General features: G+C 74.7%; 11 protein-coding genes. 8 read left to right on the forward strand and 3 right to left on the reverse strand.

Translation table 11 applies throughout. The features are described from left to right. The first annotated feature begins 24 nt into the window (after positions 1 to 24). The 4 genes from smc to ftsY all read left to right on the forward strand — a co-directional run bounded on the left by smc (position 25) and on the right by ftsY (position 6,080). On the forward strand, positions 25 to 3,684 hold the full coding sequence (gene smc / locus Q0795_RS06080; RefSeq protein ID WP_298887934.1) for a chromosome segregation protein SMC: 3,660 nt from the start codon (positions 25 to 27) through the stop codon (positions 3,682 to 3,684). Next, entirely contained in the window at positions 3,681 to 4,187 is a 507-nt protein-coding gene (locus Q0795_RS06085) for a hypothetical protein (protein ID WP_298887936.1), read from the forward strand. The genes smc and Q0795_RS06085 overlap by 4 nt, the downstream gene beginning before the upstream one ends. Before the next feature lie 157 nt (positions 4,188 to 4,344). Further along, entirely contained in the window at positions 4,345 to 4,845 is a 501-nt protein-coding gene (locus Q0795_RS06090) for a hypothetical protein (protein WP_298887938.1), read from the forward strand. A gap of 50 nt (positions 4,846 to 4,895) precedes the next feature. Beyond that, entirely contained in the window at positions 4,896 to 6,080 is a 1,185-nt protein-coding gene (ftsY, locus tag Q0795_RS06095) for a signal recognition particle-docking protein FtsY (protein ID WP_298887939.1), read from the forward strand. 54 nt (positions 6,081 to 6,134) lie between these two features. On the opposite strand, the gene Q0795_RS06100 is transcribed toward ftsY, so the two are convergent. Beyond that, positions 6,135 to 7,100 carry an oxygenase MpaB family protein gene (locus Q0795_RS06100; RefSeq protein WP_298887942.1) on the reverse strand — a complete coding sequence of 322 codons (966 nt, stop codon included), beginning with the start codon at positions 7,098 to 7,100 and terminating at the stop codon, positions 6,135 to 6,137. A gap of 93 nt (positions 7,101 to 7,193) precedes the next feature. On the opposite strand from Q0795_RS06100, the gene ffh reads away from it, so the two are divergent. From ffh to Q0795_RS06115, 3 genes are read left to right on the forward strand one after another with little or no spacing between them, the layout of a single operon-like run. Then, positions 7,194 to 8,825 (forward strand): signal recognition particle protein, encoded by a 1,632-nt coding sequence (gene ffh, locus Q0795_RS06105; protein ID WP_298887944.1) that lies wholly within the window; start codon positions 7,194 to 7,196, stop codon positions 8,823 to 8,825. Positions 8,826 to 8,874: 49 nt separating this feature from the next. Continuing rightward, positions 8,875 to 10,020, forward strand: a complete 1,146-nt coding sequence (locus tag Q0795_RS06110) for a M4 family metallopeptidase (protein ID WP_298887946.1) — start codon at positions 8,875 to 8,877, stop codon at positions 10,018 to 10,020. Then, positions 10,020 to 10,601, forward strand: a complete 582-nt coding sequence (locus Q0795_RS06115; protein ID WP_298887947.1) for a mismatch-specific DNA-glycosylase — start codon at positions 10,020 to 10,022, stop codon at positions 10,599 to 10,601. Before Q0795_RS06110 ends, Q0795_RS06115 begins: the two co-directional genes overlap by 1 nt. A 9-nt stretch (positions 10,602 to 10,610) precedes the next feature. Here the strand turns inward: Q0795_RS06115 and Q0795_RS06120 are convergent, their stop codons facing one another. Continuing rightward, positions 10,611 to 11,315 (reverse strand): N-acetyltransferase, encoded by a 705-nt coding sequence (locus Q0795_RS06120; RefSeq protein WP_298887949.1) that lies wholly within the window; start codon positions 11,313 to 11,315, stop codon positions 10,611 to 10,613. Between the two features lie 71 nt (positions 11,316 to 11,386). Here Q0795_RS06120 and Q0795_RS06125 point away from each other — a divergent pair, with 71 nt between their 5' ends. Beyond that, positions 11,387 to 12,469, forward strand: coding sequence for an amidohydrolase family protein (locus tag Q0795_RS06125; protein WP_298887950.1), 1,083 nt, complete (start codon positions 11,387 to 11,389; stop codon positions 12,467 to 12,469). An 88-nt stretch (positions 12,470 to 12,557) separates the two neighbouring features. On the opposite strand, the gene Q0795_RS06130 is transcribed toward Q0795_RS06125, so the two are convergent. Next, entirely contained in the window at positions 12,558 to 14,123 is a 1,566-nt protein-coding gene (locus tag Q0795_RS06130) for a hypothetical protein (protein ID WP_298887952.1), read from the reverse strand. Between the last annotated feature and the right edge of the window lie 44 nt (positions 14,124 to 14,167).

The following is a 14,167-nucleotide window of genomic DNA, read 5'->3' on the forward strand; positions in this document are numbered from 1 at the left end:
GAGCCGAGAGCGAAGAGCAGGTCGATGTACGTCAAGAGCCTCACCCTCAAGGGCTTCAAGTCGTTCGCCTCGGCGACGACGATGCGCCTGGAGCCGGGGATCACGTGCATCGTCGGGCCGAACGGGTCGGGCAAGTCCAACGTCGTCGACGCGCTCGCCTGGGTCATGGGGGAGCAGGGCGCCAAGAGCCTGCGGGGCGGCAAGATGGAGGACGTCATCTTCGCGGGGACCTCCGGGCGACAGCCGCTGGGGCGGGCCGAGGTGTCGCTGACCATCGACAACACCGACGGCGCGCTGCCGATCGACTACACCGAGGTGACCATCACCCGGACGATGTTCCGCACCGGCGGCTCGGAGTACGCCATCAACGGCACCTCCTGCCGGCTCCTGGACGTGCAGGAGCTGCTCAGCGACTCCGGCATCGGGCGGGAGATGCACGTCATCGTCGGGCAGGGCCAGCTGGACCAGGTCCTGCGGGCGACCCCGGAGGAGCGGCGCGGCTTCATCGAGGAGGCCGCGGGGGTGCTCAAGCACCGCAAGCGCAAGGAGCGTGCGCTGCGCAAGCTGGAGACGATGGAGGGCAACCTCACCCGCCTCGCCGACCTCACCTCGGAGATCCGGCGCCAGCTGGGCCCCCTGGGTCGACAGGCCGAGACCGCGCGTCGGGCCGCGACCATCCAGGCCGAGGTCCGGGACGCCAGGCTGCGGATCCTCGCCGACGACCTCGTGCAGCTGACCAGCGCGCTCGAGCAGGAGCTGGCCGACGAGCGGGCGCTCGTCGAGCGGCGCACGGCGGTGCAGGAGGCGGCTCGGGCCGCCGACGCCCAGGTCGCCGGGCTCGAGCAGGAGCGGGCGGCCGCGGCCCCGGCGCTCACCGAGGTCCAGGACCGGTGGTACGCCCTGTCCTCGCTGCTGGAGCGGGTGCGCGCCCTGGGCGACCTCGCCGCCGAGCGGGTCCGGCTGCTCGGGGCGGAGGAGGAGGACCTGGCCGCCGAGGAGAGCGGCCGGTCGCGCCGTGGCCGGGACCCCGAGGAGCTGCGCGCCCAGGCCGCGCGGGTGCGCCAGGAGGAGGCGGACCTGCAGGCGAGGGTGGCCGAGCTGGCGCAGACGCTCGCCGACGCCGAGACCGCGCGCGCCGGGGCCGAGGACGCGCACGCCCAGGAGCAGGCGCGGCTGCAGCGGCTGGCCCGCGCCGCCGCCGACCGGCGCGAGGGTCTGGCCCGGCTCACCGGACAGGTCGCGGCGCGGCGCTCGCGGGTCGAGGCCGGGGAGGGTGAGATCGCCCGCTTGCAGCAGGTGGCGGTGGCCGTCGTCGAGCGGGCGGACAAGGCCGAGCGAGACTTCGCGGCGCTGGAGGGCACCGTGCTCGACGTCGAGCACGGCGAGGAGGGGCTGGACGAGCACTACGAGCAGGCGGAGGAGCGCCGGGGCGAGGCCGAGGCGGAGGTCGAGCAGCTCACCGAGGAGGTGCGCGAGGCGCACGCCGAGCAGGCCCGCTGGCAGGCCCGCGTCGAGGCGCTGTCGATGAGCCTGCGGCGCACCGACGGCGCCAGCGCGCTGCTGGCGGCCGACGACGTGCAGGGGCTGCGGGGCACGGTGACCGACCAGCTCCAGGTGGAGGCGGGCCGCGAGGGCGCCGTGGCGGCCGCCCTCGGGTGGGCCGGTGAGGCGCTGGTCATCGACGGTCTCGAGCCGGCCCGGGAGGCGCTGGCGTGGCTGCGCGAGGAGGACCAGGGACAGGCCGGTCTGCTCGTGCCCGAGCTGGTCGCGGGGGAGGAGGACCGCTCCGGCTGGCCGGACCTGCCGGGCTATGCCGTCTGGGCCGCCGACACGGTCCGCGCCCGGGACGGTGACGAGGCCCTGCTGCGCGCCGTCACCGGGCTGCTCGCCCGGGTGGCCCTCGTGCGGGACGCCGACGACGCCGCCCTGCTCGTGCGGGCCCTGCCCGGCGTCACGGTCGTGACCCCGGAGGGCGACGTCTACGGCCCCGGGTGGCTCCGCGGCGGATCCTCCGCGGCGCCCAGCCTGCTCGAGCTCACCTCGGCGCTGGAGGAGGCCCGGACCGGGGTGGCCGAGGCGGTGGCCCGCGCGGAGCGGGCGACCTTCGCGCTGGGCTCGGCCCGCGAGGACCTCGAGTCGGCACGGCGGGCGGCGGACCAGGCGCTCGACGCCCTGCACGACTCCGACGCCCGGATGACGGCCGTCGCCGAGCAGCTCTCCCAGCTCGGGCAGACCATGCGCACCGCCCGCGCCGAGCACGAGCGCGCCACCACCGCGATCACCACCGCGGAGGAGTCCCTCGCCACCACCCGCGACGAGCTCGCCGAGCTCGAGCAGCGGCTGGCGGACGCCGAGGAGCTCGCCACCCAGGAGGGAACCGACGACCCGGACACCACGCAGCGGGAGCGCCTGGCCGAGGCGGCCGCCCGGGCCCGCAGCGCCGAGACCGAGGCCCGGCTCGGGCTGCGCACCCAGGAGGAGCGCGTCACCGCGCTGGCCGGGCGTGCCGACAGTCTCGAGTCCGCGGCGGCCGGCGAGCTGGCCGCGCGTCGCCGCGCCGCCGAGCGCCGCGAGCGCCGGGCCCGGGAGCGGGCGACGGCGCAGGCCGTGGGTGTGGGGGCGGCATACCTGCTGGAGCGCAGCGCGGCGGTGCTCGAGGAGGCCACCCAGGAGCGGGAGCGGGTGCGGGCCGAGCAGGCCGAGCGCGACCAGGCGCTCGCGGCGGCCCGGCAGCGCGCCCGCGAGCTGGCCGACGACCTGCGCGACCTCACCGACTCCGTGCACGCCGACGAGATCGCCCGGGCCGAGCAGCGGCTGCGCATCGAGGCGCTCCAGGCGCGCTCGGTGCAGGAGCTGGGGGTGCCGCCGGAGACGCTGGTGGAGGAGTACGGCCCGCACCTGCCCGTGCCGCACATCCCCGGACCGGACGACCCCGCGCCCGAGGACCCGGACGCCGAGGCGCCCGAGCCGCAGCCCTTCGTCCGCGAGGTGCAGGACAAGCGGCTGCGCCGCGCCGAGCGCCAGCTGGCGCAGCTCGGCCGGGTCAACCCTCTCGCGCTGGAGGAGTTCGCGGCGCTGGAGGAACGGCATACCTTCCTCACCGAGCAGGTGGAGGACCTGCGGCGCTCCAAGGAGGACCTGCTGGAGATCGTCCGCTCGGTGGACGAGCGGGTCGAGCGGGTGTTCACCGAGGCCTTCCACGACACGGCCGCCCAGTTCGAGCGGGTGTTCTCCCGGCTCTTCCCCGGGGGCGAGGGGCGCATCACCCTCACCGACCCCGAGCACATGCTCACCACCGGCATCGAGGTCGAGGCCCGACCCCCGGGCAAGAAGATCAAGCGGCTCTCGCTGCTGTCCGGCGGGGAGCGGTCGCTGACCGCCGTCGCACTCCTCGTGGCCATCTTCAAGGCCCGCCCGAGCCCGTTCTACATCATGGACGAGGTCGAGGCGGCGCTCGACGACACCAACCTCGGTCGCCTCATCACGCTCTTCGAGGAGCTGCGCGACTCCAGCCAGCTCATCGTCATCACCCACCAGAAGCGGACGATGGAGATCGCCGACGCGCTCTACGGCGTGTCGATGCGCGGGGACGGAGTGACCACCGTCGTCAGCCAGCGGATCAAGGACGTCGCTGCCGACGGGGTCGAGCCACCCACGCGATCGCCCGAGCCGGCGCCGGCATGACCGTCGTCTTCGGCGGCGCCGAGTTCCCCGCCTACGTCATCGACGAGGAGACCCTGCGCGAGGAGCTGCTGGACGAGGAGGAGACGCGCGAGTGGGTCGCCGAGACCCCGCAGGACCCGCACGCGGTCGCGCTGCTGCGGATGCTCGGCGAGCTGGACAGGGCGCTCCTGTCAGGCCTGGACCGTGTGCACGAGCGGGAGCCGGGGACCGCTGCCTGGGCCACGGCCGCGGTCCGGCTGGCCCACGTGCACCACTGGCGCGGGGAGTTCGCCGAGGCGCACGAGCTGCTGGACGCGGCCGAGGAGGTGCTGGCCGGTGACGAGCCCAGGACCGCGCTCGTCCACCAGCACCGTGCCAAGGCGCTCTTCGACGAGGGCAGGTATGCCGAGGCGCACGCGGCCGCCCTCCGGGCCCTGCAGCTGCGCGAGGGGGTGGGGGACGCCGGGCTCGTCGCCTCGACGCGGCAGACGCTGGGGCGCATCGCCCGGGAGCTGCCGGGCTGAGCGGCCCGCCCGCGCGTCCGGTGCGGTCCTGCCGCGTGTCCGGTGCGTGCCTGGCGAGTGTCCGGTGCTGTGAGTCGGCTCACGATCGGCGCGACACGCGCAGGACACGCCGGGCGCGTGTTCGGTCCCGGGGGCTCGCGCGCGGCACACTGGCTCCATGCTTGCACTTGTCCTGGCCATGCTGATGTGTGTCGCCCTGGGCGCGGGGGTCGTGGGGTACGTCATGATCGAGGCCCGACGCGAGGGGCGGGGCCAGTTCTGGACCCCTGAGGGGGAGGAGCTCATCGCGGGTGCCCGCCGACGGGGTGAGCAGGTCCGCAGCCGTGGGGAGCAGCTCGGCCGGTCCGCGGCCGAGCGCACCCAGTCCATCCGCCAGCCGCGCCGCCAGCCGCCGGCCGAGGACGCTGCCGCGGGCGCGACGGCGACCGCCGCGACCGGTGCACCCACGGCCGCTACCGGCTCCGGGTCCGTCGGCGCGCAGGGCCAGGCCGGGGCCGGCGCCCGCGCCGGGGCAACAGTCCCCGCGGGTTCCGAGACCTCCCCCGCGCAGCAGGGCGCCGAGGACGCCCGGGCCGAGGACGCCCGGGCGGAGGACGCCCGCGCGGAGGACGCCCGCGCGGAGGAGTACCGCGCGGAGGAGTACCGCGCCGCCAGCTGAGCCGGCCCATCTCGTTCGGGGCCGGCCGGCGCCTCTGAGACACTGTGCCGGTGGGACCGATCAATGAGCTCTGGGAGATTCTGACCCTCGTCACCGTCGTGGTGCTCGGGGGTCTCGCGCTGCTGGTCGCGCTGGTGCGCGGGCGTGGCGGTGACACCGCCACGCTGGACGAAGAGGGGCGACCGGAGAGGGACGCCCCCGAGGGAGACGTCCTCGTCGAGGAGCGGCCCGACCCGGGCGAGGTCGACAACCGCGGGGGCGGGGTCGCCGTCGAGGAGCCCGAGGCACCGACGCCCACCCTCGAGCGCCCCGACTCCGCACGTGGCCGGCTCCAGCGGCTGCGGGCCCGGCTGGCCCGGTCCAACAGCGCCATCGGCCAGGCGCTGCTCTCGCTGCTCTCCCGCGGCGGCCTGGACGAGCAGGCGTGGGAGGACGTCGAGGACACCCTGCTGGCCTCGGACCTCGGGGTGGAGGCGACCCAGGAGCTCGTCGACTCCCTGCGCACCCGGGTGAAGGTGGAGGGCACGAGCGACCCCCAGCAGGTGCGGCAGTGGCTCCACGACGACCTGCTGCGGCTCGTGGACCCGTCGCTCGACCGGCGCATCGCGGCGAGCCGCACGGGGGAGCACCCTGCGGTCATCCTCGTGGTGGGCGTCAACGGCACCGGCAAGACGACGACCGTGGGCAAGCTCGGTCGGGTGCTCGTCGCCGAGGACAAGGACGTGCTCTTCGGGGCCGCGGACACCTTCCGCGCCGCGGCCGCCGACCAGCTGCAGACGTGGGGGGAGCGGGTGGGCGTGCCTACCGTCCGCTCGCACGCCGAGGGCGCCGACCCCGCCTCCGTGGCCTTCGACGCGGTGAAGGGCGGGGTCGAGGCCGAGGTCGACGTCGTGCTCATCGACACCGCGGGACGCCTCCACACCAAGCGGGGGCTCATGGACGAGCTGGGCAAGATCAAGCGGGTGGTGGAGAAGGTCGCTCCCGTGGGCGAGGTGCTGCTCGTCCTGGACGCGACCACCGGGCAGAACGGCATGCGGCAGGCCGAGGAGTTCGCCCGGGAGGTCGCGATCACGGGCATCGTCCTGACCAAGCTGGACGGCACCGCCAAGGGCGGCATCGTCATCAACGTGCAGCGCAAGCTCGGCGTCCCGGTCAAGCTCATCGGCCTCGGGGAGGGCCCGGACGACCTGGCGCCGTTCGACGCGGAGGCCTTCGTCAGCGCGATCGTCGGCTGACCGGCTGACGGGTCGACCACTCGTGGCCAGAACCTGTTCCGGTGCGGTGATGCATCACGGCACCGGAACAGGTTCGCGCCAGGAGTCGTGGACCGGGCCGGTCCGGTCGACCACCGCCGAGCTGGTCGGCGCGTTCCGCGGGTCCTCCGGGTTCGCCAGCGCCCATCCGACGGCGGCCGTGCCGAGCCGGCCGAGGGGGTCCAGGAGGGCCAGGGCGGTCGGCTCGAGCGGGCGCAGGGGGTCGGGCAGGTGCAGACCGAGCAGGTCACGGGCATACCCCGGCAGCAGGGTGACCGCCCCCGCGGCCAGCATCCAGAAGCCCGGTCGGGCCGCCCACGGCAGTGGAGGCTCGGCGAGCAGGAAGCGGGCCACGTCCCGTGCCCCCTCGCTCGCCTCCAGCTCGGGGCGGTATGCCGTGAGCGCCTGCTCGAGCTCCTCGACCGACTCTGGAGGGTCGAGGACGCCCAGCTGCGCGGCGGCCCACGAGGTCTGCGCCACGTAGGCGTCGGCCTCGGCCTTCGTCAGCGGCGTGCGGGCGTAGTGCTGGTGGGCGCGCAGGAAGCTGTCGATCTCCGCGACGTGCACCCAGCGCAGCAGGTGGCTGTCGGTGGCGGCGTAGGGGCGGCCGTCGGCGGAGGTGCCGACGACGGTCCGGTGCACCCGGTTGATCCGGTCGAGGACCCGCTGCGCCGCGTCCACCGGGCCGTAGGTCGTCATCGCGATGAACTCGCTGGTGCGCTGCAGGCGGCCCCAGGGGTCGCCGCGGTAGCCCGAGTGCTGACCGACGCCCGCCATGGCCAGCGGGTGCAGCGACTGGAGGAGCAGCGCGCGGATGCCACCGGCATACATCCCTGCGTGCCCGTGCACCCGGCAGATGGGGTCGTGCGGGGCGAAGCGGCGGGGCCCGGGGTCGAGCCAGACGGCCTGGGCCCGGCGGGGGGCGTCGGCTCCGGCGACCCGGTCCCGCAGCGCCAGCGACAGGCGGCGACGCGCGGCGGCGGTGAGGTCGAAGGGGGGCACCGCTCCAGTATGCGGACGCCGCGGCCCGGTCGCGCGGCGGCGCCGGTGGACGGGCGACGCGGCCGTGGCCCACCGGCACGTATCCTTGGGCGGGTGTTCACCAGCCTCTCCGACCGCCTGACGCAGACCTTCCGCAACCTCAAGCGCAAGGGGACCGTCACCGAGTCCGACCTCAACGCCACCATCCGCGACATCCGGATGGCGCTGCTGGACGCGGACGTCGCGCTGCCGGTGGTCAAGGAGTTCACCGGTCGGATCCGGGAGCGGGGGCTCGGCGCCGAGGTGCACCAGGCGCTCAACCCGGCCCAGCAGATCGTCAAGATCGTCAACGAGGAGCTCGTCGCGATCCTGGGTGGTCGGACGCGCCGGCTGAACCTGGCCAAGAACCCGCCGACCGTCATCATGCTGGCCGGTCTCCAGGGATCGGGCAAGACGACCTTCGCGGGCAAGCTGGGCAAGTGGCTGGCCGACCAGGGGCACACCCCGCTGCTCGTCGCCGCCGACCTGCAGCGACCCAACGCCGTCACCCAGCTGGAGGTGGTCGGTCAGCGGGCCGGGGTCCCGGTCTTCGCCCCCGAGCGCGGCAACATCTTCGGCCACGACGCCGCGATGGACTCGGGGGAGGGGACGCGGTCCTTCGGTGACCCGGTCGACGTCGCGGTCGACGGCGTCGAGGAGGCGCGGCGCAGGAGCCACGACGTGGTCATCATCGACACCGCGGGTCGGCTCGCGGTGGACGTCGACCTCATGCGGCAGGCCCACGACATCCGGCTGGAGACCCAGGCCGACGAGGTGCTCTTCGTCATCGACGCGATGATCGGTCAGGCGGCCGTGGAGACGGCCAAGGCCTTCGCCGACGGCGTCGGGATCACCGGCTCGGTGCTCTCCAAGCTGGACGGCGACGCGCGCGGTGGCGCGGCGCTCTCCGTGGCGACGGTGACCGGGCAGCCGATCCTCTTCGCCTCGACCGGGGAGGGCGTCAAGGACATCGAGCTGTTCCACCCCGACCGGATGGCCTCGCGCATCCTCGACATGGGTGACGTCCTGACCCTCATCGAACAGGCCGAGCAGGCCTTCGACCAGGCGCAGGCGAAGGAGATGACCCGCAAGTTCCTCTCCGACGAGGACTTCACCTTCGACGACTTCCTCGAGCAGATGTCGGCGATCAAGCGGATGGGCTCGCTCAAGCAGATGCTCGGCATGATGCCGGGGATGCAGGGCATGAAGGCGCAGCTGGACTCCCTGGACGAGCGGGAGTTCGACCGGGTCGAGGCCATGGTCCGGTCCATGACACCGCTGGAGCGTGGTCACCCGAAGATCATCAACGGCTCGCGGCGGGCCAGGATCGCCCGGGGCTCGGGGGTGAGCGTCGGTGAGGTCAACCAGCTCATCGAGCGCTTCGGCGAGGCACAGAAGATGATGCGCCAGCTCAAGAAGGGCGGAGGCATGCCCGGCATGCCGGGGATGCCCGGCGCGGGCGGTGCCGGTGGGGCGCGCAAGGGCAAGGCGCCGCAGCGCAAGAAGGGCAAGTCGGGCAACCCGGCCAAGCGGGCGCAGCAGGAGCGGGACGCGGTGGCCAAGCAGAACGCGGCCCGGGAGAAGTCCTTCGAGAGCGCCTTCGGTGCCGGTGCGGCCGGCGGGGACGACGCGCCCACCGGGCAGGACCTGTCCGGTCTGAAGCTGCCCTCGGGCTTCGAGAAGTACCTGCAGGACGGCAAGGACTGAGCGCTCCCGACGGGGCGGGTCTGTCGGCGGCCCGTGGCACAGTGAGGCCATGACGGGGACACGCTGCACGATCATCCCGGGCTACCTGCTCACCCGGATCGCCCAGGCCGAGCCCGAGCTCGCGCCGGCCATGGAGTTCACCCTGCGCGACAGCGCGGACACCCGCGGGCGACGGGAGATCGAGGCCACCCGGTGGCCGGGTGGGCACGCGCCGCTGCAGGGCGGCATCCTGCCCGCGACCCTGCCCGGGCAGGCCCCGCCCGACACCCGTCGCGAGGGCCGGGGCAGCGCCACGGCGGTGCCGGAGGCTGCGACCCCCCGGCGACGCGTCCACGACGCCGACGGCGGGACTGCGCTGCCCGGGCGGCTGGTCCGTGCCGAGGGCGACCCGGAGACCGGCGACCCCGCGGTCGGCGAGGCCTACGACGGGCTCGGGTCCACCTGGGAGCTCCTGGCCCGGGCCTACGGCCGTGACTCCCTGGACGACCGGGGGCTGCTCCTGCCGGCCACCGTCCACTACGGGCAGAGCTACGCCAACGCCTTCTGGGACGGCCGACAGATGGTCTTCGGCGACGGGGACGGCCTCTACTTCACCGGGTTCACCCGGAGCCTGGACGTCATCGCGCACGAGCTGTCCCACGGGCTGGTGCAGTACACCGCCGGCCTGACCTACGTCGGGCAGTCCGGTGCTCTCAACGAGTCCGTCTGCGACGTCTTCGGTGCGCTGGTCAGCCAGCGGGTGCGCGGCCAGGACGCGCAGGAGGCGGACTGGCTCATCGGGGCCGACCTGCTCACCGACCGGGTCCAGGGGCGGGCGCTGCGCTCGATGGGCGAGCCGGGGACGGCCTACGACGACCCGGTGCTGGGGCGGGACCCGCAGCCGTCCCACCTCGACGACTTCGTCGACCTGCCGCACGACGCCGACAACGACAACGGCGGGGTGCACATCAACTCGGGCATCCCCAACAAGGCCTTCCACCTCTTCGCGACCGGGCTCGGCGGACGGTCCTGGGAGCGGGCCGGACAGGTCTGGTACGACACGCTCGCCACCCGCGGGCGCATCCCCCGGGACGTCGGCTTTGCCGGGTTCGCGGCGGCGACCCTGGAGTCGGCCCGGGAGCGGTATGCCGACCAGCCCGAGGTCGCCGACACGCTCCGGGAGGCGTGGGCCGGGGTCGGTCTCGAGGTGGGCTGATGGCCGCGCGCTTCACCCGCGCCGAGCTCGAGTCCTTCCGGGACGCGCAGGTGCCGGACCTGCTGCCCGAGGCCGGGGGACCGTCGCTGCGGCTGCTCTTCGTCGGCATCAACCCCGGCCTGTGGACGGCAGCGACGCAGACGCACTTCGCCCACCCGGGCAAACGGTTCTATCCGGCCCTGGCGCGGGCGGGGGTCATCGAGCGTGCCGTCGACCCGGCGGCGGGCATGAGCGAGCTGGACCGTGTCCACCTGCTGCAGCGGGGGATCGGCATCACCAACCTCGCGCGGCGCGCCACCGCCCGGGCCGACGAGCTCACCGCCGAGGAGCTGCGCGAGGGCGGACGGCGACTCGTGCGGACGGTGCGCGAGACGCGGCCGGCGGTGGTCGCGGTGGCCGGGATCACGGCCTACCGCAGCGCGTTCGGCGTGCGCGGCGCGGTGGTGGGGCCTCAGCCCGAGGACCTCGCGGGTGCCCAGCTCTGGGTGGTGCCCAACCCCAGCGGGCTCAACGCGCACGAGACCGTCGACTCCCTGGCCCGTGCCTACGCCGAGCCAGCCCGGGCGGCCGGGGTGCTGTGAGGCTCCCGCTCAGCGCCCGAGGTCGGCCGCGTGCTCGCGCCGCGGCTTCCACAGCTGTTCGCTGGCCACCGGGACGAAGCCGCGCCGCAGGAAGAACCGCAGCGAGCGAGCGTTGCCGGGGGTCACCGACGCGAGCACGACCTCCCCCGGGGGCAGCCGGCCGAGGACCCCCTCCAGCAGCGCGGCGGCATACCCGTCCTCGGCCTGGATGCCGACCTCGGGGAGTCCGCCGATGCCGCGCGAGAGGGTGGCCAGCGAGGTGACCTGCGGGTCGGACAGCCCGTAGACGTCGACCTCGGTGCGCCACTCCCCGGCGTGGGCGGCACGGTCGGTCTTGGCGAGGTCGGCGCGGGGCACGAGGGGACCGCCGGCGCCTGTCCCGTGGCCGACCAGCAGCGCGTCGAGCACCCCGATGGGGCCACCGCCGGCCAGGGCCAGGGTGGTGCGCGGCTCGTGGGCACCGCCGAAGCCGTGGACCCCGAGACCGGCCAGCTGCCCGTCGCTGACGTCGTCCGCGACGACCATCACGGCGTGACCGGTGAAGGCGACGGCCCCCTCGAGACCGTCCTTCCACGGAGCCGCCCGGGAGAAGCCCCCGTCCGAGTCCGGGAACCGGCCGGCCGCGGCGTCCCGCAGCATCGAGCCCAGGTCGACCCGCGGCACCCGCAGCGGCTGCCGCGCGGGTCCGGCGGTGGGGGAGAGGTCGGTGGACACGAGGGTCGAGTCTACGGACGGGGGCGGCGGCTACGGTGGTCGCGGCATACCTGCGACGAAGGAGACGCCACGTGAGCGCACCGGTGCTGCACATCGAGGGACAGGTCCTCGTGGGACCCGAGGAGGTGCTGGGGGAGGTCTGGGTGGTCGACGGGCGCGTGAGCCTCGACGCGCCGGCCGGTCGGGAGGTCGAGACGATCCGCGGGTATGCCCTGCCGGGCCTGGTCGACGCCCACTGCCACGTGGGGCTCGAGGCGCAGGGCGCCGTCGACGACGCGCGCGCCGAGGAGCACGCCCTGGCCGAGCGGCACGCCGGTGCGCTGCTCCTGCGGGACGCAGGAAGTCCGGCGGACACCCGGTGGGTGCAGGAGCGTGAGGACCTGCCCCGGCTGATCCGGGCGGGCCGCCACATCGCGCGGACCCGGAGGTACATCCGCAACTTCGCCTGGGAGATCGAGCCCCGGGACCTCGTGGACTACGTCCGGCAGGAGGCCCGGGCAGGTGACGGCTGGGTCAAGCTCGTCGGCGACTGGATCGACCGGGAGACCGGCGACCTCGGCACCTGCTGGCCCGTCGACGTGCTGACCGAGGCCATCACAGCCGCGCACGAGGAGGGTGCCAGGGTGACCGCCCACTGCTTCGGTGAGCAGTCCCTCGTCGACTTCGCGGCCGCCGGCACCGACTGCATCGAGCACGCCACGGGCCTCGTCGACGAGACCATCGACACCTTCGCCCGGCAGGGGATCGCGATCGTCCCGACCCTGGTCAACATCGACAACTTCCCGGGCTTCGCCGAGGCGGGGCGCGGCAAGTTCCCGACCTACGCCGACCACATGATGGAGCTCTACGCGCGCCGCCACGAGACGGTCGCCCAGGCCCACGAGGCAGGCATACCGGTGTATGTCGGCACCGACGCCGGCGGTCAGCTGCCGCACGGTCTCGTGGCCCAGGAGGTCGAGGCGCTGACCCGGGCCGGCCTGAGCGCGGTCGAGGCCCTCGGCGCCGCGACCTGGGCGGCCCGCGACTGGCTGGGCCGCCCGGGCATCGCCGAGGGGGAGTCGGCCGACCTCGTCGTCTACGCCGAGGACCCGCGTGCCGACGTGCGCGTCCTGGCCGACCCGGCTCACGTCATCCTGCGCGGGCGGGCCTACTGACCACCATTCGCGGCGCTCGGTGTGGACGAGAGCAACCATGCGCGGCGCCCGGTGGGGGCGAGGGCAACCATGCGCGGCGCCCGGTGGGTCAGGCGACGTCGCTCTCCGGGACGGCCTCGTCCACCGACAGCAGGACCTCGTAGGCCCGCTGGCAGAGGAAGGCCGGCGGCTCGGCCGCGACGACGGCGTCGCGCAGCAGCGTCACCGCGTGCCCGAGCAGGTCCTCGTGCGCGCCCCGGCGTCGCAGGAGCGCCACCTCGTCCTCGAGCATCCGGTCGAGGAGCAGCTCGGACATGGTGGGACCCTCCGCGAGCCGCTGACCATGGCTGAGCCACTGCCACAGCTGCATCCGGTTGAGCTCCACCGTGCCGAAGTCCTCGATGTGCCCGGCGATGACCGCCGTGCCCTCCCCGGCGAGCCATCCGGTGAGGTAGCTGAGCGAGGAGCGCAGGGCGGTGCGCACCCCGGTGAGCGTCGAGGCCCCCGGGATGGAGCTCACGTCGCGCAGGGCGACCGGGTCGAGGGTCGCGGCCCGGGCCGGGTCGGCCTCCTCCCACGCACCCTCCTCGCGCAGGCGGTCGCGCTCCTCGAAGGGCGCCCGGGCCACCGGGACCATGCCGGGGTGCACGACCCAGGCGCCGTCGAAGCCCTGCTTGGCCTCCCGTGCCTTGTCCCGGTGCACCCGGGCGTGGGTCATCGCGACCGACTCGTCGAACGGGCCGCTCGGGGCCAGGGCGATCGGCCCGCCGATCGCCTGCACGCCCCGGCGGTGGCACACACCGACGATGAGCGAGGTGTAGCTGCGCAGGAACCGGGTGTTCATGGTGAACGCGTCGCGGTCGGGCAGGAGGTGGTCCGGGCGGGTCCCGTAGGTCCTCAGGTAGGAGAAGATGTAGTCCCACCGACCCGCGGCCAGCCCGGTGAGCCGCCGGCGCAGCGCGTGGACGATCTCCTCCAGCTCGTAGGTGGCCTGCACGGTCTCCACCAGGACGCTGACCCTGGTGCAGCCGTGCGGCAGCCCGAGCAGGGACTCGGCCCGCCCGAGCAGGTCGTCCCACCAGGCGGCCTCCGCCGCGGTCTCGAGCTTGGGCAGGTACAGGTACGGCGCGGTGCCGCCGGAGAGCAGCGTGCGGGCGCACCGGGCCAGGAAGGTGAACGTGTCGACCGTCGAGGCGCTCGCGGCCGCACCGTCCACCTGCAGGTGCGCCTCCGGCAGGTGCAGGCCCCGCGGCCGCACCATGAGGGTGGGGACCCCGGGCTCGGCGTCCCCCGTGCGGGTGGCCGCGACGTCCTCGATGGCCCGGTGGGCCGCCACGAGCCGGGCCGACGTCGGCACCAGCATGTCCTCGAGGTCGGCCACCCACACGTCGGCGCGGGAGGCCATCGCGGCGGTCGCGTGCTCGGCCGAGGCGGGGGTCGCCAGCTCGACGAGCCGGTGGGTCAGGTCCTGCGGCGGCGGGGCGACCCGCCAGGAGTCGTCCTCGCGCAGGTCGGCGGTCTCGGGCGACGGGCCGAGCTCGGCACCGGCCCGCACCGCGCGCGACCTCTCCTTGCGGGCCCGCAGCAGGGCGGCGCGGGGGGCTGCGGTCTCCGCGACGAGCTGGCGCAGCAGCTCGGCCGTGGTCTCCTCCAGCAGGGTCCCGGGGTAGTCCATCTCGTCCTCGTCTCGTCGGGAGGGGCGCCTGACCCGGCCCCTGG

It is taken from the genome of uncultured Serinicoccus sp. (genome assembly GCF_947487915.1).
In the GTDB taxonomy this organism is placed as follows: Bacteria; Actinomycetota; Actinomycetes; order Actinomycetales; family Dermatophilaceae; genus Ornithinicoccus.